The organism is Pedobacter sp. L105 (assembly GCF_009765875.1).
Taxonomy (GTDB): Bacteria; Bacteroidota; Bacteroidia; order Sphingobacteriales; family Sphingobacteriaceae; genus Pedobacter.
Genome location: NZ_LMUP01000003.1, coordinates 123,848 through 145,028, shown reverse-complemented (window position 1 = coordinate 145,028; position 21,181 = coordinate 123,848). Strand labels below are relative to the sequence as shown.

General features: G+C 39.6%; 20 protein-coding genes. 12 read left to right on the top strand and 8 right to left on the bottom strand.

Features of this window, described 5'->3' with window-relative positions; genetic code table 11:
- Window positions 1-9 precede the first annotated feature (9 nt).
- The gene (locus tag GSQ84_RS05060; protein ID WP_158796181.1) at window positions 10-804 is read right to left on the bottom strand and encodes a hypothetical protein; all 795 of its coding nucleotides are present in this window, start codon (window positions 802-804) and stop codon (window positions 10-12) included.
- A 2,105-nt stretch (window positions 805-2,909) separates the two neighbouring features.
- Between GSQ84_RS05060 and GSQ84_RS27855 the strand changes: the two genes are divergently transcribed.
- A complete protein-coding gene (locus tag GSQ84_RS27855) occupies window positions 2,910-3,089 on the top strand; it encodes a hypothetical protein (protein WP_216848875.1) in 180 nt (59 codons plus the stop codon).
- Between the two features lie 58 nt (window positions 3,090-3,147).
- Here GSQ84_RS27855 and GSQ84_RS05055 read toward each other — a convergent pair whose 3' ends face one another.
- Both GSQ84_RS05055 and GSQ84_RS05050 read right to left on the bottom strand, forming a co-directional pair.
- On the bottom strand, window positions 3,148-4,125 hold the full coding sequence (locus GSQ84_RS05055; RefSeq protein ID WP_158796180.1) for an AraC family transcriptional regulator: 978 nt from the start codon (window positions 4,123-4,125) through the stop codon (window positions 3,148-3,150).
- Window positions 4,126-4,146: 21 nt separating this feature from the next.
- Window positions 4,147-5,079, bottom strand: coding sequence for an NAD-dependent epimerase/dehydratase family protein (locus GSQ84_RS05050; protein WP_216848874.1), 933 nt, complete (start codon window positions 5,077-5,079; stop codon window positions 4,147-4,149).
- Window positions 5,080-5,327: 248 nt separating this feature from the next.
- On the opposite strand from GSQ84_RS05050, the gene GSQ84_RS05045 reads away from it, so the two are divergent.
- The 3 genes from GSQ84_RS05045 to GSQ84_RS05035 are packed head-to-tail and all read left to right on the top strand — an operon-like array spanning window position 5,328 to window position 7,436.
- Complete coding sequence (locus tag GSQ84_RS05045; protein ID WP_158796179.1) at window positions 5,328-5,780, top strand: carboxymuconolactone decarboxylase family protein; 453 nt, start codon at window positions 5,328-5,330, stop codon at window positions 5,778-5,780.
- 22 nt (window positions 5,781-5,802) lie between these two features.
- Window positions 5,803-6,153: a YciI family protein gene (locus GSQ84_RS05040; RefSeq protein ID WP_158796178.1), complete on the top strand. Its 351-nt coding sequence runs from the start codon at window positions 5,803-5,805 to the stop codon at window positions 6,151-6,153.
- A 44-nt stretch (window positions 6,154-6,197) separates the two neighbouring features.
- Complete coding sequence (locus tag GSQ84_RS05035) at window positions 6,198-7,436, top strand: RNA polymerase sigma factor (protein WP_158796177.1); 1,239 nt, start codon at window positions 6,198-6,200, stop codon at window positions 7,434-7,436.
- 96 nt (window positions 7,437-7,532) lie between these two features.
- On the opposite strand, the gene GSQ84_RS05030 is transcribed toward GSQ84_RS05035, so the two are convergent.
- The gene (locus GSQ84_RS05030) at window positions 7,533-8,276 is read right to left on the bottom strand and encodes an SDR family oxidoreductase (RefSeq protein ID WP_158796176.1); all 744 of its coding nucleotides are present in this window, start codon (window positions 8,274-8,276) and stop codon (window positions 7,533-7,535) included.
- Between the two features lie 136 nt (window positions 8,277-8,412).
- Between GSQ84_RS05030 and GSQ84_RS05025 the strand changes: the two genes are divergently transcribed.
- Window positions 8,413-9,375, top strand: coding sequence for an SDR family oxidoreductase (locus GSQ84_RS05025; protein WP_158796175.1), 963 nt, complete (start codon window positions 8,413-8,415; stop codon window positions 9,373-9,375).
- A 116-nt stretch (window positions 9,376-9,491) separates the two neighbouring features.
- Here the strand turns inward: GSQ84_RS05025 and GSQ84_RS05020 are convergent, their stop codons facing one another.
- Entirely contained in the window at window positions 9,492-10,694 is a 1,203-nt protein-coding gene (locus tag GSQ84_RS05020; protein WP_158796174.1) for a redoxin family protein, read from the bottom strand.
- A gap of 128 nt (window positions 10,695-10,822) precedes the next feature.
- Here GSQ84_RS05020 and GSQ84_RS05015 point away from each other — a divergent pair, with 128 nt between their 5' ends.
- The 4 genes from GSQ84_RS05015 to GSQ84_RS05000 all read left to right on the top strand — a co-directional run bounded on the left by GSQ84_RS05015 (window position 10,823) and on the right by GSQ84_RS05000 (window position 14,487).
- The gene (locus tag GSQ84_RS05015) at window positions 10,823-12,340 is read left to right on the top strand and encodes a cell wall metabolism sensor histidine kinase WalK (RefSeq protein ID WP_158796173.1); all 1,518 of its coding nucleotides are present in this window, start codon (window positions 10,823-10,825) and stop codon (window positions 12,338-12,340) included.
- A complete protein-coding gene (locus GSQ84_RS05010; protein WP_158796172.1) occupies window positions 12,337-13,023 on the top strand; it encodes a response regulator transcription factor in 687 nt (228 codons plus the stop codon). The genes GSQ84_RS05015 and GSQ84_RS05010 overlap by 4 nt, the downstream gene beginning before the upstream one ends.
- A gap of 38 nt (window positions 13,024-13,061) precedes the next feature.
- Window positions 13,062-13,412 (top strand): hypothetical protein, encoded by a 351-nt coding sequence (locus tag GSQ84_RS05005; protein WP_158796171.1) that lies wholly within the window; start codon window positions 13,062-13,064, stop codon window positions 13,410-13,412.
- Window positions 13,413-13,479: 67 nt separating this feature from the next.
- A complete protein-coding gene (locus GSQ84_RS05000) occupies window positions 13,480-14,487 on the top strand; it encodes an SDR family oxidoreductase (RefSeq protein WP_158796170.1) in 1,008 nt (335 codons plus the stop codon).
- A 637-nt stretch (window positions 14,488-15,124) separates the two neighbouring features.
- Here GSQ84_RS05000 and GSQ84_RS04995 read toward each other — a convergent pair.
- On the bottom strand, window positions 15,125-15,817 hold the full coding sequence (locus GSQ84_RS04995) for a DUF2461 domain-containing protein (protein WP_158796169.1): 693 nt from the start codon (window positions 15,815-15,817) through the stop codon (window positions 15,125-15,127).
- On the bottom strand, window positions 15,810-16,091 hold the full coding sequence (locus GSQ84_RS04990; protein WP_158796168.1) for a pyrimidine/purine nucleoside phosphorylase: 282 nt from the start codon (window positions 16,089-16,091) through the stop codon (window positions 15,810-15,812). The genes GSQ84_RS04995 and GSQ84_RS04990 overlap by 8 nt, the downstream gene beginning before the upstream one ends.
- A 114-nt stretch (window positions 16,092-16,205) precedes the next feature.
- Here GSQ84_RS04990 and GSQ84_RS04985 point away from each other — a divergent pair, with 114 nt between their 5' ends.
- Window positions 16,206-16,574: a YccF domain-containing protein gene (locus tag GSQ84_RS04985; RefSeq protein WP_158796167.1), complete on the top strand. Its 369-nt coding sequence runs from the start codon at window positions 16,206-16,208 to the stop codon at window positions 16,572-16,574.
- Between the two features lie 455 nt (window positions 16,575-17,029).
- Window positions 17,030-17,899, top strand: a complete 870-nt coding sequence (locus tag GSQ84_RS04980) for a helix-turn-helix domain-containing protein (RefSeq protein ID WP_158796166.1) — start codon at window positions 17,030-17,032, stop codon at window positions 17,897-17,899.
- Window positions 17,900-18,297: 398 nt separating this feature from the next.
- On the opposite strand, the gene GSQ84_RS04975 is transcribed toward GSQ84_RS04980, so the two are convergent.
- Window positions 18,298-19,959 (bottom strand): beta-xylosidase, encoded by a 1,662-nt coding sequence (locus GSQ84_RS04975; RefSeq protein WP_254070785.1) that lies wholly within the window; start codon window positions 19,957-19,959, stop codon window positions 18,298-18,300.
- 236 nt (window positions 19,960-20,195) lie between these two features.
- Here GSQ84_RS04975 and GSQ84_RS04970 point away from each other — a divergent pair, with 236 nt between their 5' ends.
- Window positions 20,196-21,032, top strand: a complete 837-nt coding sequence (locus tag GSQ84_RS04970) for a hypothetical protein (RefSeq protein ID WP_158796164.1) — start codon at window positions 20,196-20,198, stop codon at window positions 21,030-21,032.
- Window positions 21,033-21,181: the final 149 nt, after the last annotated feature.

The following is a 21,181-nucleotide window of genomic DNA, read 5'->3' as shown; positions in this document are numbered from 1 at the left end:
AGAAACCTTTTACTTGCGTTTTGGCTTCGCCTCCATTTTTTCCCAGCTACTGTCGTCGTTATCCTGATAAACACCCGGTGTGATCAATGCTTTGCTGATCTGTCCGGGATTAAACGTTTTATGATTAATCACCGATGGATTATTTTTTGCATAGTTAGCATATTGAAGAAATGTACTAACAATGCATAAACAGCCGTCTGGCACGTTAAAACTAAACGTTTGCTGTTCTAGTAAGTCTTCATCCCTAGCTATTGTGATCAGCTGACTTTCAGCCTCTTTCTCCATATAACCATCCTCCAGCCGGCAAAGGGATACGTTTACCAGTACTTTGCAATAAAAGGTATTACCCGGAAATTTCAATTCACTTCCTATCTTATTTTCAGGAATGGTAACAGTCAATATGCCTTCATTTAAAGTGGTTGTTGACCTATTAGAGAGCAATTTAGAGAGTTTGGAATCCTCATTAAACTCAAAGCCCTCTAAGCTGGTAAAACTGTCTTCTTTAAAATTGAAAATCCCAGTTGTTTCATTAGGCGAACCCTTTAAACATTGTCGTAGGGTTGCCAGTAACCGGTTCTTCATCTTATAGTCTGCATAACTATTGATCTGGTTAGCTAAAGATACCCTGAGGTAACGGCCAATTAATCCTGCTCTTGCAAAAACTTCAGCTGCCCTTTTTGTGTTGTCTGTTTGTTTCAATTTTTTCGGGTCTGGTTTCGGATAAACAGATTGTTTTTCATTAACCACCCTATATACGAGATCACCTATTGCGCCACGTATAAATTTTCCATCTTTTTTTGCCATAATTTTATCTTTTTCTTTAAATATAAATTACAAGAAAATAAAAAACAATAGCTAACAAGCTGAACACCTGATTTTTTCCGATAATTTCCGGTAATTTCCGATAATTTCCGACAATTTAGCATTCCTTTTTTTCTGATCACTTCTGGAACCTCTTCAGATTTACCAAATATTATTCTGTTTAGGAGGAAACAGAGACTTCCCAAATCACTAATAGTTTGATCCGGAGGTGTTATGTAATCGATCTATTATATTCCACGCATAGTCCACGCATTGTCCACTCATCTAGTACTAATTTAATTAAATTCATAGTGAATGAGTGGACTATGCGTGGACTATAAGTGGTATTAAACAAACTTAACTCAAAATCATAACACGGTTTTGAATGATCAGCAAAGTCTGTAACATTCATTCAGTTCATTTCCCCATTGCTTTAGCAGAAAAAGCACCTGCCCAGCTTTCTCTTGCTCTGAGAGACGAATGGAAAAATTGAGTTGTTTCAATAAATCCATATAGTATTGCTCGATTTCAGTTCTTTTACATGAACATGATTTTTGATCTTCCATGGTGATTTTTTTAAAAATGATTAAATTGACCATCAGTTTAATTCCTACACTGATGATGATTTTATTAAAATTTAGACATGGCGATGCCATTGGGATAAAATCCCTATTGTAAATGTTGTCTATGAATTAGATTTTACAGAAAGAGAATTAGCCTGGAGGCTTGGCTTTGACTTGAAAGCTGAAAAATTTACTAAACCCACATTGATGTTGAATTGATGAAATTACGAAGCAATTTGTAGCCATCTGACTGATCACAATAGCGAAAAAAATAAAGACGGATTCTTTTAGATACAGTTTCTTCATTGCTTTAAATTTTAAGATCCTTAAGCAAGAAAAACTTTAGAAAGAGCGGTATGAAATATGGCCGCTCTCCGCATGCATAAGTAGTACCCCGTAGGAAGGGAGGAATAAATTCCCGTTGCACACACTACAGAGAACGGCCATATCGCTATCGGAAAGATAGAAAAAGTGCTTTCAATCTCCATAACTTTGTGTGCAATCAGATTCCTACGTCCACTTAAACAAAGTTTTTTTGATTAAAAATCAATTATTAAACTGAGTAATCGATCATAACCGATCAACTATCACATTACTAAGATAGGAATAATCATCCATAAAAAAGCATAATAAAGAACTTATTTTTCTTTAATATTAATTTTAAAACCTATTAATTAATTTTAACCTTTATCCAAAAAAAGTGAAATATGTGGGATGGGAAAATGAGATCCTTTAATATTCTTAAAAAAGGCTTTTTACTGTATCTTATGCTTAACTCTGTTCTGCCAGTATTTTCAAACCGTACATCCCCACGCTGAAGTTTGATAATCCTAATCTGGTCGGGCTTAAAAGAGTAATCCTGACTTTCCATTTCTGTGGTAATACTACAGCTACCATGTTCGGTGTCGCTGTAATTTCTAATTCTGATCTGAATATATTTAGCTGGAATATTAAGTATGGAATTTGGTCTTAATATGGGCATGAAACATGATTTTAAGAGGTTAATAAAAAATATTGATCGTTCATTACAAAAAAAGAGAATAATAAAATTTTCACAAGCGTGAAAATACTCATTTCTAAAGATAAGTATTTATACCTAAAGCACTTTTTTAAAGAATTATTCTTTTAATTTAACATCTAATCTACCTTTCATATATTAAAACCTTATCCTTATCAATAGAAGGTTTAACATATTTAGACAGTCCCTCATAGCTAACTAGACCCACTTTTTTATTTCGAATCTGATAGGAAAAGAATTTCATTCCGATAGGTTTCATATGATCCAATTCAACCAGAATATCTATATCACTATTTTCATCTCATGCATATATACCAAATACATAAGCCTTTTTTACTGGCCTACCAGAAAAAAAACTTCTGATATAATTAATATGCTGATTAGAAAGAGTCATCTAATAAAAATAATCAGTCTTAAACAAGAATTATCTGTCATCTTAAAAAAAACCTATCCTTTAGAAGGATTGAATATTATTGAAAATCCAGATATGATGCGTAAATTCCAGTGCATAAAATGCGTGAAGCAATATGAAAAAGAAAGTTAATAACATTTTTAGCGAACCTTCAGAAACATACATTACTAATGTGTCTGAAAATGATCGTCTACGTGCAGATGTATTTCGTTCCGATATGGGCAAACTTAAGCTTTTCACTAAAATGCTACGCACAAATGCGCTCTTAATTAAAGCGGTAATTGTTCATAAATAATCTATAGAGTAAAGTCATGGAATGATCTCCGCTGCCCCCATGCGCCTTTTCACTTAATTCAACTCATCTTAACCAGCTTTTCTTTTTCCCGGTATTGTGATGGAGTACTATCCATATACCGTTTAAAAAATCGGGTAAAATAAGATGGATTTTCAAAATTAAACAGGTAACAGATCTCGGCGATGCTCAATTCTGTATGTACCAGGAGCTGGGCAACCTCTCTCACCATACGTTCATGGATCAATAAACCCGGTGGTTTTCCTGAAACAGATTTTACGGTGTTGATAAGGTGGTTTTTGGATACATTTAGTAAACCAGCGTAACAGCTCAGGTTTTTCAGCGATGCCTGCTGATTGCGTTTAACACTTTCAAAATCCTTTTCAAAAAGCTGCGTAAAAGCCTTGGTGAGGCGAAGCCCTGCATTGCTGTTTACAAGTGCCGCCTGATAGTTACCAGAAATATGCAGACGCTGGGCTTTTTTAAGGATAATGGTAAGAAATGCCCTGATCACATCAGCTTTATACAGATCGTCCGACTCATATTCTTTTTCCATTTCTTTAAACAAACCGTTAAAGTATTCCGTTTCCTCTTCGTCCAGCTGTAAAGCAGAACATCCATCCAGCTGAAAGAACGGGTAGCTGTTCAGCAGTTCTGAAACCTGCGACGACTGCTGAAAAAAATCAGCATGGAACACACAGAAGTAACCTTCATGACGATCGGCCTTGGCCTGCCAGGAGGTGATTTTACCCGGCGATTCAAAGCAAAGCATCCCTCTTTTCACATAATACTCTTTGGCACCAAAGGTTTTGATCCCTTCCCCGCCGGTCACTAAATTGACCATAAAAAAATCAAGCCGGTTGGAAGGGATCACCTCTTTACACTGGTAACGGTAATCATCCCTGCGGTGTATTTCGAAATGTCCGGTTTTGGTATTTAACGAATTGTAAATCGCAGCATTATCGGCACTGCGCTTAAAGTAATTCTCTTTGTACGTCTGTGTAGTTAATGTAGGGATGTCTTTATGGTTAGTGTTCATTTGATTACCGTTTATGTAAACCTAAAAGCCCAAATCTCTTGCCCCTTTAGGAACAAGGCCATGGATATGTTCAAAAATTGACGTGTAGCGCGGCTGCCAATCCAATAGTTTACGTGCTTTATCTGACGTGCACCTGCTGTTAGAAGCCAGTCCAAAGTGAACAACATCGGCATTTTTAAAAAAAGCAATTGCCTCGTTAATGGAAATGGAAGAAGTATGTTCTCCCCTGCCCATCTTTTTACTGATGTCTTTAGCGATGTCCTTCATGCTGGCCTCTCCATTCTCTGCATAAAAATAAGAACCGGCAGCTGCTTTTTCCATCATCTGAATATATAATTCCGCCAGGTCGGCGATATGAACATTCGACCATATATTTTCACCTCTTTCAACATATACCCCTTCACCTTTTTCTGCCGCCAAACGCCATAAAAAAGGCAGCTGGATACTTTCTTTACGTAAGCCCAGTCCTTCGCCATAAACCATCGTAGGGACAATCACCATAGAACGTATCCCTTGTCTGGCCGACCATAAAACCTGGTTATTGATCTCCACCCACAGTGCTTTTTCAAACCTGGGCCGTAAAGGAAAATCTTCTGTATAAATAAAATCTGTGCGCTCACCCAGGTCTTTTGTACCCAGAATGCTTGATCCCGAGGTATGGATTAAGGTTTTGCCTGTTCCTTTTAACGCTTCTATTAAATTATCGATAAAAAAGGCATCCACCACAGTGGCCGTATTGATCACTGCATCTGCGGCTTCGGCTTCTCTTTTGATCAGTTCAGGATCATCTATAGTCCCTATCACGGGCCTTATACCAAGAACTTCCAGCTGTCCGGCAAGTTCTTTCTGGCGGATCAGCCCCGATACTTCATATCCTTTTTTTATCAGTAAATGTGCGATAGACCCACCTATATAACCGTTAGCGCCAGTCAGAAAAACTTTTTTAATTTTCATGTTATTTGTATTGAATTGTTTATGATATAATTACAGCAACAAAGTTCCTGATAATGATAAGGCGGAGATAGTCTGTTGCTCAGGATTACTATCACTTTATAAGGAATTACCTGTAAAATTTATCATTAGATGCCTATATTTATCTTTGTGTAACCGCTGATAATTTTATAAATAAAAATATATTATTCATTTTGTCCAATTCTGAAAATCAGATTGTCTTTAGGTTTTAACAATCAAAATTTAATAAAATGGAACAGAGAATCAACGTCTATGCTAAAGGACAAAACGCTTTAAAACCTCTTTACGGAATAACAGGTTATCTGAAGAAATCACCAGTTGAAGACGCCATTCTGGAACTTGTTTTTTTCAGGGTATCACAAATCAACAACTGTGCTTATTGTCTGGATATGCATTCCAAAGATGCCCGTGCTGCAGGAGAAACAGAACAGCGTTTATATGGTATCAGTTCGTGGCGCGAAACACCTTATTTCAGCGACCGTGAAAGGGCTGCCTTAGCCTGGGCTGAAGCCCTCACCAAATGTGAGGTACCTGATGCGATTTACAATAAGGTAAAAGAGCAGTTTACAGATGAAGAAATGATAGATTTGACATTGGCGATTACCACCATCAATACCTGGAACCGCATTAACCTTGCCTTTCCAAATGAACCGGGAACATATAAAGTAGGCCAGTTCGGCTAATCAAAATTTAAACCATAGAAAAATGAACGATTTCTTATTGATCTTTCGCAGGGATTTCACCAGCAAAGAAGCACAACCATCGTCTGAAGAGCTGCAAAATTCTATTAAGGACTGGCAAAATTGGTTTGGCGGTATTGCGGCCCAAAATAAACTGGCAAGACCATTACAGCGATGGGATGGCGAAGGAAAAGTAGTACAACAAAATAAACAGGTAATCAATGGGCCTTATGCCGAAATCAAGGAGTCGATTGGCGGTGTGATCATCATTAAAGCAGAAGATTATGATGATGCCGTATCCATTGCACAAGGCTGCCCGATTTTACAGCTGGGCGGAAATGTAGAAGTGAGGATGGCAAATTCGCTTAAAGACTAATAGAAACGGAGCCTTTGCCGGATGCAAAGGCTCTCAAAAACGCCATGGAAGAAAGGGAACTCTTACCAAATTTATTCAGACAGGAATATCAAAAGATAGTTTCGGTGCTTTGTTATTTATTTGGCATTGAACATATAGAGATTGCCGAAGATATTGTCAGTGATACTTTTCTCTCTGCTACCGAATTATGGGGCCAGAAAGGATTACCTGAAAATCCTATAGCCTGGCTTTATACGGTGGCGAAGAATAAAACCAGGAATTATTTAAAGCGCAATTCACTTTTCGGGCAGAAAATAACAGCGGAGATTCAATACAATAGTCACCTTACAGCGGAAATAGAGATCGACCTATCGGTTAAAAACATAACCGACAGCCAGCTAGCCATGATCTTCACAGTTTGTAATCCGGCTATTTCCAGCGAGTCGCAAGTAGCCCTCGCCCTCAATTTATTATGCGGTTTTGGCATTCAGGAAATTGCCGATGCATTTTTAACCAATAAAGAAGTGGTTTATAAAAGAATAAACAGGGCGAAACAAAAGCTGAAAGAAGCCCATATCAAAATAGAGCAGCCTGGTTTGGAGGAGATCAATAACAGACTGGATACTGTTTTAACGACCCTATATTTATTGTTTTCTGAAGGTTATTATTCAACTGCGCAAAATACGGTGCTGCGTAAAGATCTTTGTGCGGAAGCCATCCGGCTGACTTATTTACTGACTGAAAACCCCACTACGAATAAACCTGCTGTGAATGCACTGATGGCCTTAATGTGTTTTCATGCTTCAAGATTTGAAGCCAGGGTAAATGAAAGTGGCGAAACAATTTTGTACGAAGACCAGGATGAAACACTTTGGAACAAAGAGCTGATGGTTAAAGGCGGTTATTATTTAGGCAAAGCGGCAACGGGTACCCAGCTTACAAAATATCATCTGGAAGCAGGTATTGCGTACTGGCATACCCAAAAGGAAGATAGCCATCAAAAATGGGAAAACATTTTGCAGCTATATAATAACCTGCTCCTCCTGGAATATTCACCAATTGCAGCGTTAAACAGGACTTTCGCACTCGCTAAAACAAATGGAAAATGGGAGGCCATCCTGGAAGCCGAAAAGTTAAACCTTACAGACAACCACTTTTATTATTCTTTGCTGGGCCATTTGTATACTGATTTTGATCGGGCAAAAGCCATAAGACATTTCGAGATAGCTCATCACCTGGCCAGCTCAGCCGCAGATCGGGCAACGATAATGAAGAACATCAGTCGGCTTGAGGGCTTGATATAATATGTAAAAAAACCTGTCCTTCTGAAACGATGCCCAATTATTGTCAAAATTCCCCGGCAATGCATCAGAAGAACAGGTGTCTTTAAAGATTACTTGCTAAGACGGCTGTGATGTTGGTCTTAAAATAATCTCATTGACATCGTAATCTGCAGGCTGCTCAATCGCATAGGCCACTCCACGTGCGATAGATTCCGGGGATATCGCTTTGTCCAATACAGTTTTCATAGATTCTTTAATCTGAGTATCTGTGATCGTATTGGGTAATTCAGTTTTGATGGCACCCGGCGAAATAATCGTAGTACGGATGTTATACGGTTTAACTTCCTGACGAAATCCTTCCGACAAAGCCCTTACAGCAAATTTAGTTGCCGAATATACCGCTCCGCCTGGTCCTACCCTATGGCCTGCAACAGATGATACGTTGATCACATGTCCGCCTTTCTGTGCTTTAAACAATGGTAATACTGCACCAATACCATATAATGTTCCTTTTAAATTGGTATCTATCATTTGCTCCCATTCTTCATGGTGCAGCTCTTCCAGTTTAGAAAGCGGCATTAATCCGGCATTGTTAAAAAGAACATCGACCTTTCCAAAAGCGCTGACAGTACTTTTAACCAGTGCTTCTACCTCTTCGCGTTTGGTTACGTCGGTCACAAAAGCCTGCGCCTGGCCTCCCGCCGCTTTTATATCTTTAACTAATTCGTCCAATTTTTCCTTACGGCGTGCACCAAGGCTTAATATGGCACCTAATGAGGCCAGGTGTTTAGCTACAGCTTCTCCGATACCACTGCTGGCACCGGTAATAATTACTACTTTTCCTTTAATGTTGTTTTCCATGGTAATTCAATTGATATCTGGTTTAACAACAAAAAAGGACGGTAGGTTTTATTTAAACAATGTAAATAACGATCAGGGTAATTCTTCAAAACATTAAAGCCGACTTAGGGGTTAGGAAACAACTAATCCTAGTATTATGCTTAAAGATAAAACTATAGTCGTAACCGGAGCCTCCAGCGGAGCAGGAAAAGCAATTGCCTTAGAATTTGCCTTGCAGCAGCCTAAATTGGTGCTGGCTTCCAGAAATATAAATGCCCTGAATGAAGTAGCAGACGAATGCCGCTCACTGGGTGCTAAAGTTAAAGTGGTGGTAACCGATGTCACTGAAACCAGTGCCATGGTGCAGCTGGCAAATGAAGCCCATGTTTTTGGCGGCAGCATCGACGTATGGGTAAATAATGCCGGTTTACTGGCCGCCGGACAATTTGAAGAAACCCCTATGGCAGTCCACCAGCAGGTAATTGAGACTAACCTGATTGGTTACATGAATGGTGCACATGCTATACTGCCCTATTTTAAAAAACAAAATTACGGTGTGCTGATCAACAATATTTCCATAGGTGGCTTCCTGCCCGTACCCTTCGGGGTAGGCTATTCTGCCAGTAAGTTTGGCTTGCGCGGTTTTTCTTCAGCGCTGAAAGCAGAGTTATCCAACCGGCCTGGTATTCACGTTTGCGATGTTTTCCCTGCTTTTCTGGATACGCCTGGTATTCAGCATGCCGCTAATTACACTGGTAAATATCTAAAACCTGCCCCTCCTGTTTATGACCCAAGGCGCGTAGCGATGGCCATTGTTAAACTCGCAGAGAAACCCCGTCCGGAAGTAATGGTTGGAAGTTTATCTTCACTTTTAAGGGTATCTTATAGTCTGTTTCCCGGTTTAACACGCGGAATTACCTCAAAAGTAATCAGCTATTACCTGAACCATGCCGATACCATGCCAAAATCTGATGGTAATGTTTTTGGGCCGGTGGATTATGGTAATTCCGTTTATGGCGGCTGGGGCTTACCAGGAAGGCCAAAAGCGCATCGAAAATATATTGCAGCCAGTTTGTTGCTGGTTGCAGCAGCAGGATTTTTAGCGCTGAGAGAAAAATAAAAAATAATTACCTGCCTGCACAATATTCATTACATTTTGACGCTTTAGTATATGAGAGCGTTAATTAGATGAGGGGAAATGGTCATAGATCATTTCCCCTTTCTTTTTTAGGCGGTTTATTTATACAACACTAGCACCTTCATTTTTCTTTCTTCTTTCTCCAGCATAAAGCCCAGGTCACTTATTGATTGAGTGATATTTTTTAAATTCCTTATGTCTACAACCGTATGAATATCATAACGCCCGGTCAGCCCGGTTTCATCTACTACTGGCAAATCATATTCATTGCTCAGGTAGATAGTGGCAAAATCGGCTGCAGAAACACCCGTTCCGTTAAAACCTCTTCCACCAAATTCATAGCTTAACTTTTGTGAAGCCGATATAGGAATACTCAGCTGTTTTGCCGGATTGAGTTTCAAAACATATACAGGCATTAACTTTTCCGTCAGTCTTGCTTTTACGGGCAGCATGACCTGAAGTTTCTTTTGCATGATACGATAAAGGCTATCCTTCTCTTCCGGCTTCACCAGCAGGTCCAGACAATAAAGGGAGCTTTTATCATCAAAATTACAAGCCTCCTTTTCGTTTATTTCGTAAATGATCTGCTGGGAAGAGGTGATCAGGTAAGCTTCCTTATAAAAAGTGGTGATACAGGAATTAACAAAACTGATCCTTCTACCAAAATATGGTGCATCAAGATAAGTCTGTCCCACACTTCGCTGCCCTTTCATATATCCCCGTAAGGTAAAGTCTTCCGTCATGGTACTATCCACCCCAAAAAGGTCTTTTCCACCCGATACAGTCTGTTCTTTAAGATTTGCGGTTGATTTTATCTTTTTTCCTTTCACCAGGTCAGTGATCATTTGCTGGTTAATGGAATCTGTTTTTACCATAGCGACAACCTCATGTTTACTGTTGATAATAGCACTTTGTCCCACACCTACCAAACCAAATGCATGATAAAAAAAGTCCGAAGTATCACTGGCCAGCCAAATTTTTGACGGCTTTTGGATCAGGTATTTCTTCAGCCTTTCCGGCGAATCGTCTGATATAGCTATAATTTGCAAAGTATTTGGATTGACATCCTGCAATTTGGCCAGGGCATCCATTTCGGGAATACAGGGAGTGCACCAGGTTCCCCAAAGATTTAAAATATAAAACCGGTTTCCCATATCTTCACTGATAGAAAATGAATGGACAGGAGCATTGATTAAAGGACCAATACTGATTGCAGGGAATTGATCTCCCGTGTTGATGAGTTGCTGTGCCGATGCAGAACAGGCAGCAGCGAGTAAAATAAAAGTAATTAGTTTTTTCATGACCTTGAATGGTTTTACCCGTCAAAATTGCTGATAAGCCTAAACAAAATGTGTTATCCCTATGGTTAATAAAGGTTATATTACGTTAACGGGATTCCTCATGCCAATCCTAAAGTTTATATTTGGTTATGCTCAAAAACACCCGGTTTATTGTGTTGGTCTGTACCGCGGCGATAGTCATTGTATTACTGCTGCAATTTTACTGGATCAGCAGTTATTACCAGGTAAACCAGGCCACCTTTGAAAAGGAAGTGAACATGGCTTTTGAAGATGCCATCCAAAAAGAGTTTAGCCTGCGCTGCGATACCATACAGCATTTGATTGCCCTTCACCTGATGGATACCACGGCGTTTAAAATTAACGGGGAATATGACCCGAAACACAGGGTTTATCAATACTATCTGTCTACTGCAAGCAGAGATATACATCCTGATGATAAAATTTTATCCACGTCAATGAGTGACGGCCGTCTTAATAAACCCTTAATGAATGGGGATACCATCTTTAAAAGAAAAATTGCAGAACGCATGGCTTTTGCGATGCGCAGTGAGGATCTGGAACATCATATTGTTTATTACCGTACACAGAAATTGGGTGACTATATTGATCAATGTATAATCAGATATGATTTCGACACCACCCGTTTACGACCTGTATTGAAGCATTACCTCAATGAAAGGAATATTCACGTGCCCTTTAAATTTTATATCAGGGAAACTGACAGCACTTTTAACCGCAGTCAGTTTAGCCCTAAATTACTGGCAAAATTTCCTTTTATCACCAAATCTTACCCCACCTTTAAGCAAAGAAGCAAGCAGCAATACGTCCGGGCAATGTTCACCAACCCGGTTTCGTATGTTCTGGAAAGAATGGGACTGATGTTTGCCGGCTCGCTGTTGATTATTGTAGTGGTTGCTTTAAGTCTGCTCTGGATAGTTCGTTTACTTTTTGCAGAAAAACGTCTATCAGCCATTAAAAATGATTTTATCAGCAATATTACCCACGAACTGAAAACACCGATAGCCGGTGCATCGGCAGCCATTGAGGCTTTGATTGGCTTTGATGTTTTGGACGATAGGGAGAAAACTTCCCGTTATCTTCAGCATGGTAAAAACGAACTGGAAAGGTTATCTGCATTGGTAGATAAGGTATTGAATATCTCTATTTATGAAAACCAGCAATTTACAATCAGGCCCATTTTATTTGACGTAGAAAGCACGGTTAAAACGATGCTAATCAATTTTGCCTCCGCTCCCGGCAAAGTAGTGAACTGGTCTTATGCCAACCACACCACAATAGTGTTGCTCAATGCCGACCAGCTTTATTTTCAGCATGCGGTCAGTAATATTATCGACAATGCCATTAAATATGCAGGTGATGAAGTGACTATTGAGGTGGATTGTGTCATAAAAAACGCCTTTTTTGTGATCTCAGTTAAAGACAATGGCATCGGAATAGCTGCGCAAGACCTGTCATTGGTGTTTGAAAAATTTTACCGGGTACCTCATCATGAGCAGCACCAGATAAAGGGACATGGCCTTGGTTTAAATTACGTGAAAAGTATCATTGAAAGGCATAGCGGATGGTGCAGTATAGAAAGTGAATATGGTAAAGGAAGTATTTTTAGCTTAGGCTGGCCGATATGAACGCAAAGATCCTATTCGTTGAAGATGAACCGGTACTGGCTGAAATTGTGCAGGAAAGTTTACAGTCGCGCGGTTTTGAATTATTACATGTAAATACACTGGCCGATGCCAAACTTCAATATTATCAGTATAACCCGCAGCTGATTATACTGGATGTGATGCTGACTGATGGCAGCGGATTTGAATTAGCCAGACAGATCAGGAATGTAGATACATTGATCCCCATCATTTTTCTGACCTCAAAATCACTGCCCCGGGATGTAGTGGAAGGTTTTGAAAGCGGCGGAAATGATTACCTGAAAAAGCCTTTTAGTCTGGAAGAGTTGATTGTCAGAATGAAAGCACTCTTACATAAAAACAAACCAATATTCAAATCAGCAACGGATAGCAGTACGATAGAATTAGGGTTATATACCTTTCAGTACCCTAAGGGAGTATTAAAAAGTTTTGGTTCGGCACGGATGCTGACCACACGCGAAAGCGAAATCCTTCATTTATTGATTTTACAGAAGAATATGATCGTCATTCGGAAAGACCTACTTATCAATTTATGGGGTAATGACGATTACTTCAGCAGTCGTAGTCTGGATGTGTTTATCACTAAATTACGCCGTTATTTAAAAGAAGATCCCTCGGTTTGTATTCTTAACATCAGAGGGCAAGGTTATAAGCTAATCTATTAACGAATTAAACTTATATTAGCGAAATCAACCAAGAAATAATGAAACACCCGTACAAAGCACAACTCCTGTTGAACCTCAAAGCTTATTATCATGAACGGAACTGGCGTACACTCACCTACTTTACGCCAAAAAGAGAAGAAATCTTATTCATCCTGCCGGAAGAAGAAGACATTAAAAGTGCCTTCGAGGGATTATACGATGTATTAGGGTCATTGCCTGAAATTGATTTCCCCATTGAGCGGGTAGTAATCAGCTTTTGCCATGAAAGCGGAAATAACTATTGTTCACGGTTGATTAATCCAAGCACACAGGATGAAATCAATCTGGCATTGATTGGCTACAGACCCGAACGCAAAATACAACCGGAAGAACTTCAGGATTTCCAATAATCTATTTTTTCAAAACTTATTACAGGTTGTTTAGTTATTGCTCCAACATCTATGAGGAGCATATATTATGAACAATGAAAATAAAATCAGCCGCCGCAAAGTGATTGGCGGATTAGGACTCGGCCTGGCCGCAGTGGCTATGGCACCAGTTTTATCAGCAGAAGGATCGCCAAAACCGCTATCGTTTGCACCGGAGAAATTGACAGATCCAACTACAAAATATCCAAGACCTCCGTTTAATGGTCAGACTCAGCCCTGGCCGGGTTTAACCAGCAAGATGAACCCCGTACCCGACCATGGTGAAACTAGTTATAAAGGATCAGGCCGCTTAAAGGGCAGAAAAGCACTTATTACAGGCGGTGATTCGGGAATGGGACGTGCTGCCGCCATCGCTTATGCACGTGAAGGTGCGGATGTGGTGATTAATTATTTACCAGCAGAAGAACCGGATGCACGTGAGGTGATTGCACTGATGAAAGCAGAAGGCGTAAAAGCGATTGGTATTCCCGGCGACCTGCGTGAAGAAGCTTTTTGCCAGAAACTGGTAGCAGAAGCAGTAAAAAGCCTTGGCGGGCTTGATATCGTAGTGAGCAACGCAGGAAGGCAGCAAAGCCATGTTTCCATTCTGGATATATCCACTGAACAGTTTGACTGGACTATGAAAACCAATATCTATGCTCCTTTCTGGATCATTAAAGCTGCGTTGCCACATTTGCAGCCAGGATCGGCCATCATTGGAACTACATCCGAACAGGCCTATGATCCATCACCAGACCTGTATGATTATGCGCAGACTAAAGCCGCCACAATGAATTATGTGAAGTCACTGGCAAAACAGTTAGGCCCAAAAGGTATTCGCGTTAACGGCGTAGCACCGGGACCTATATGGACAGCATTACAGGTTACTGGTGGGGCAACTCAGGAAAAATTAAAAAACTTTGGCGGTATGACCCCGCTGGGCAGACCAGGACAACCCGTAGAACTCGCTTCGATTTATGTTCAGCTGGCTGCAAATGACGGCAGTTACGCAACCGGACAGGTTTATGGTGCTGCCGGAGGCGGCGGGCAGCCTTAATAAAAAAGTATTCACTGTATAGACCTAATGAAAAGTTACGAACAAGATAGTTCATAGTTTTTCATTAGGTCTTCTTTTTGACTCCCGTAGAAGCTTGCTTATTTTACGGCGAACGGGTGCTTCAAGTAGATTAATATCAAAGGGATCATCAAGAATGGAATTTCGATCAGGGCAGGTTTAATTTCCCTGACATTCAAAAACATAACTATCAGAAATAGGATAACCGCCGCATTGATCAGGTTTCCGGCAAGAAATGTTTGAGGAGCCAGAATGAGAACACTGCTTAAAATACTCAATACAGCAACTATTTTTAGAGTAGCCGGACTCAGGTCTATTTTCTTGAAAAGATCGCTTCAGGGCCTGTATCGCCGGGTTTTATAGTTAAGCCCTTCCACCCATGTGTAATGCCCATGTAAACTGTAAATAAAATCAGAACTCCGCTAATTAGTTTGACGATCATAAGTTATAGTATTATAAAACAAAAATAGCTGTTATCCCATTTATACAGTTTACGCAAATCAATCCGGTTTTTATCAAAATCAATCATTCATCTAAAATTGCAGCAGGGATACCCAAAATGAAGATGTGTTGCTTAAGGCATCAACTATAATTAATAAGCTGATGAATTTTTGATCACTTAAAGATCAAGCCCGTTAATATCTGTGGTTAAAACTTCGCTCATATAATCAAAAAACGGACGCATATTTTTAAACACCAGGCCAGCTTCTTTCACAAAAGAAGGCGCCAAAACCTCCTGATCTGTAAATTTCTTTACCAGTCTGAATTGTTTAAAACGCAGTAAGTCTATCGCCTCATCACTGGCATCAAAACCCTTGGGTGTGGTCTTCAGCTGTTCTCCCTTCAGTATACCAAATGTTTCTGTGAATGATTTGCTGGCCAGTATATTTCTGAGCGGGATTGGGTCAGCACTAATATCTTCCCGTATTCTTTTCAAATCCTGTGCATCAGGTGCCTGGAACCCACCTCCAATAAAGGTATTCCCGGGTTCAATATGAAAATAATATCCGCCCCTGCGTTTTTTCGTAGCCCGTGTAAAACTACCGCTCCAATTGGTTTTATAAGGTATCTTTTCTTTAGAGAACCTCGTATCCTTATAAATCCGGTGCAGGCTTTTTTTGCCTGAAGGCGTTTCAATCGAATCATGAACATTCAATTCAGTCAGTAATCCATCAGCAAAAGTTTCAATAAGCTTCTGTTGTTCTAAAAATTCATCTTTGTGTTCATTGAACCACTCCCGGTTATTGTTCTCTCTTAACAATTTTAAAAAATCCAGGCTTGAAGCCCGAACTTTTGGCTGTAACTTATCCATAATAACAAATATAAGCTACATCTGTGCCGCATTTCACATCAAATGAAACACCTGCGGCTACAGTAAATTCTTCTTGTTCATTGTAGGTTTGAAAACCGCTGTCATCTAATTTCGCTTCCAGGCTGCCCGACAGGACTTTCATTTTTTCAGGTGAAGAGGTCGAAAATGTATAGGCTCCTTTTTTCATCACGCCTAACGTAGCCTTACCTTCTGAGGTGTCTAAACCAAGGCTTTGAACGTTGCCTTCAAAATATGTATTGTGGGATATACTCATGATTTTTTAAGGGATTATAATAACTGTATCTGCATTCGGATGCAAATTATAAAAATTTAAATGTTACCGCTGTAACTAATCCGGTTAATTTTTATCTTAATTAAAACTAACAGAATGAATTTTATAGGCAATATATTATGGATAATTTTCGGGGGATTAATTATCTTTTTTGAATACATGATAGGCGGTCTAATTTTATGCCTTACCATCGTGGGTATCCCATTCGGGTTACAATGTTTTAAATTTGCCTTTGTAGGCCTCGCTCCTTTTGGGGTTAGAATTACAGATACTTCTTCCAACACCGGTTGTTTGTCTACCATCATGAATATCATCTGGCTACTTTGCGGCGGTTTCTGGATAGCGCTGACACATCTGTTTTTTGGTATCCTTTTATGCCTGACCATCATAGGTATTCCCTTTGGAAGACAGCATTTTAAATTGATGAACCTTGCATTTTCCCCGTTTGGAAAGTCAATCAGCTAGCTTCCAATGCATTTGTCTTTTAAGCTAAACCGGTACCTGCAGTTGCCTGTAGAACATCTTCCTGCTACGCAGTGCCAGTCCCCGGATGATTACGCTTGTAACCGGCCACGTCTTCTTCCAACGACCAGGGTTTAGTGGTAACCTCACTGATGTATATCCGGTTTTTAAATGCTTATTTTCCGTGATACGCGTTGTTTAACAACCTTTTCAGGTCAATTGAATATATAGCTAATAAACGCATCCCAGCTTATTTGAACATTTTATAATCAACTAAATAGCACAAAACATCCGGAAGCCCGGATATTAAAAACATTCAAATCATTATCTTATATTTATATAGTATTTATACGCTAATGGCGTTATTTATACTATGAAGCGTATACAATGAATTAAAACCGCGAAGACAATCCTGAGATAAACAACAATAGATACGACCCAAAAACAAATATATCCTAATGAAAAAGCAATTTCAAAATTACGACGGCTTATACAAGGAAGATGTATCTGTTTTATCTCCTTCGTATATACGCAGCGAATCGATCAGGGACCGCAGCAGTCTGTTTAACTGGCAGATCAGCCCACATGTACATCAACACCTGTTACAGATCTTTTTTATTGAAAGCGGATCAGTCAAAGTAGAGATGACACAGGGATCTTATGAACTGATCGCACCGGGAATAATGATCATTCCTCCCGGCAATGTACATGGATTTATTTATGACCCTCTGGTTATAGGACGCGTGATCACCCTCGAAGACATGTATTTAGAACAGCTGCTCCAATTGGCCGCAGGGTTAATGCTGAACCTAAAAAAGATACAATTCATCAGTGAATTTGATCAGGAAATATCTTTTGATCATTTGATGGATATCAGCTTAGAAATTGATAAAGAACTGTTTGGTGATTTTGAAGAAAGAGAGTTGGCTTTAAAAACACAACTGAGCTTTTTATTCCTTAAACTGTACCGCCTTTTAGATAACAATCGCTCGGCAATTGCCCAGCAGGGATTAAATGAAAATTACTACCAGAATTTTAAAAAGAGTTTCAAGAACCATCCGCCCTTTACCAGAACTATTCCGGATTATGCTGCAGAATTGAATATTACAGCCGTTCATTTAAACCGCGTTTGCCATACGGTTACCGGAAAATCATGCTCATGGATCTTGCAGGAACATGCCATTCTGGAAGCAAAAAAATTACTGATCTTTACCTCCTACTCGATGTCAGAAATAGCTTACCTGCTTAATTTTTCAGATCCGGCATACTTTTCCCGGTTATTTAGAAAACACCTTGGGATTACGCCAGGCGAATTTAGAAAACGCTGATTATACAAAGCCATAACCGGCAGCTTTCTTCGCCATCCAGTTCTGTAACTCAGCAGTAAAAGCAGGCTTTTTTTAATTGTAAAATATTGGTAGTTTGTTCAGAGATAATTCCGCTAACAGTGGCATGATTGGACGTCATTGATGGATATCCTCAAACCAATAAAATAAACTGGCAGACCAAAGCTCAAATGCTGATTGAGTAAAAAGTCTATTATATGATGATCGGCTAAAATAACCAGATCTCAGCTTCACCTGCCAGTGGATAACGGTGTGTTTGTTAATTCTTTTAATAGTTATACCTAATAACACATCAAAGTTAGCGCAGGCAGAGCTTATAATTTTGGACTATTTTGCTTAATGATTGGACATTTCAAACACGAAAGACATTCTTTCAATGATTACCAGGTAAACTGAAGTAATGAAACTCCCTGTCGCGGAAGCTGCATCTTTATAAGGGCTGTTCCATTTTTTGGACTAACCCATTGGGGGGCATTAAGCTGTTGTAGCTGACCCGCCTGCTGTAGGATCAGGATCTGCTGTGCGGACGGTTGTTTCGGAGACCCCATACTTTTCCAAACCGTATAGGAATTGCTATGCTTACCATCAATACGGTAATGGTGCAATAATACTTTGTTTGCGGGCAGTCCCTTTATAGCTACATTTACTGTGGCATCCGGAGCCGGGGTCATGTCATCATGATAATTCCATACCATAATACTTGCAGATTTGATACTTTTAGCTGCCAGAGCGTTGATATCCGCAGCACCGCGTACACTTTCATCCCTTACTTTTTTGTAATCATAAGCCAGGTTTTGTATCACTTCAACACGGTTTCCGGCCATCATGCCAAACATTCTGAATACATTAAGTACAGGTTTATCCACTCCATTAGTCGCCAGGTCGCGGAAACCGCGAAACCAGGCCTGGTCTTCATATTCAAATGCCCAGGTAACTGCTCCTGCCAGGTTTACCCCGCGTGCTTCTGACAGTTCATATTTACGGGCAAATACCGCCGCGGTATAACTTGAATACATGGTGCCATTACGATAAGCATTCTGAGGATTAAAATCTTCAGAACAGGCGGCACATCCTTCCGGATCAGACTCCCCGATAATGATAGGAAGTTTCTTCAGCACCGGATACGAAGCCACGATCTGAAATCCGCTGTCGATATCCCTGAGCTGGGTGCCCATGTTCATCTGTACATGCCCATCTACCAATTTTGGGGATCCTTTAGCATGATAAGTGATAAAATCGATGGGTGATCCAATCCCTCCGTTAACATAGTTTTTTCCTCCGGTTACGTGATTCAGAAAGGTTTTAAGGAATACGGCCGACTGTGCCGATGAAGGCCCGGTTACTTCCGGCCCTCCTATTCTGGCCGTTGGCAAAGCACGTTTTACAGCCGCAGCGGAATAGTCGTAAAGTTTAATATATTCTTCAGTGGTTCCTTTCCAGTACCCGATATTGGGTTCATTCCATACTTCCCAGTACCAGCTTTCAACTTCCTTCTGTCCATATCTGGCAACGGAATGTTTTACCCATTGGTAAACGAGTTCCTCCCATTTTTGATAATCCTTTGGCGGATAAGCCCATCCGGTATAAATATCGTTGTAATTGGAAGCCGGCGTCCAGTGATGACGGTAAGGTTTGGGTTTAACAGAAAGCGCTTCGGGCATAAAGCCGATCTGTGCAATTGGTTTCATGCCCCGGGCAATGAAGGTATCAAATATTTTATCGATAATAGTCCAGTTATAGACAGGATTGCCCTTTGCGTCTTCGGTATAGGCATTGGTAGAACCCCATTTTAAAGCGGCAGTTCCATCTCCGGTTACCAGCAAACTGTGCACACGTACATATACAGGCACTTTACTCAACTTCGAAATCTCTGTCAGCAGTTTTTTACCATCCTTCATGTAGGTATAGTTAGGTTCATCATAACCAAACCATGCCCATATGGGTTTCATTGGTGCTTTAGATACACTTAGATCTACCTGAACAGTTATCGGATCCTGGCTGTAAGCCAAAAAAGGCATACAGGTACAGACAATTATGATCATTAAGGCCGTTTTTTTGAACCACATAATATGAGATTTATTTCGGGTGAATTTAACCTGTTGATTATAAATATAAGAAATAAATTACCACTATTCGAAATTTTGGAAGTACGTTAGCATATGGCAAAACAAAAAGACATATATTGAAAGGCGCACTGGAACAGCTATTCGAAGATTTCCTGCCTTTTATTAACCCCGGTTTAGTTCAGTCCGTTGATCTGACCAAAGGTTTCGAATTTTTGAATAAAGAACTTAACTCAGTAATCCCGATTGAAAATGGGAAGTATGAACAGAAAATATTAGACAAACTAGTAAAGCTGCATACCAAAGATGGAAAACAACTATTGGTGCATCTGGAAGTACAGGAAAAATATAACAAAGATTTTAGTGAAAGGATGTACAGTTATTTCAACAGACTGTATGCTAAATATAAATTGCCAATAATTGCCTGTGCTATCTTTACAGAACCAAATGAAATTGATCGTGAAAACACTTTCCGAATTGATTATATGGGAACTGTAATGAACTATCAGTTTAACACCTGTAAAATTGCCAGTCAGCATATTGACGATCTGATTAATCATCCTAGCCCGTTTGCATTAATCCTCTTAATTGCAAAATCAGTCCTGCTAAAAAAAAGCTGTAAGAATAACCTTGAATTTGATGAGCGGTTACTGACACATAAAATCGAAATGGTTAAACTGCTATTGGAACGTAAATTACCTGTTCATAAGCAAAACGCAATAATGGATTTTCTTTTTTATTACATAAATTTTGAATATTCAGAAACAACCGCTAAATTTGAACTAAAAGTTAATATATTAACCAATAAAAACACTAAAGATATGTATACAATTGCAGATGCGATATATGAGGACGCTGAAATAACCGGATATTTTAAAGGAAAAAAGAAGGGTAAAATAGAAGGAAAAAAGGAAGCTAAAGAAGATGTAATTCGTAGTCTAATTATTAAACATGGTTTTTCAGACCAGCAAATTATGGACTATACAGATATTTCTATAAGCTTTATAAAAAAAACCAGGACAATATTAAAAGCTGAAAAATTGATTCATTAGGCTGCCTATTATACGGAATGTAAATTAATCATTTTGATGTTCACGTAGTATTTCTTTTAGCTGCTCTGAGTTCATCGGTTTGATCAGATAATTAGATACATTTTCATAGACCTTAGCCCTGTTTCTGCTGCTGGATCTATGGAAGAGGA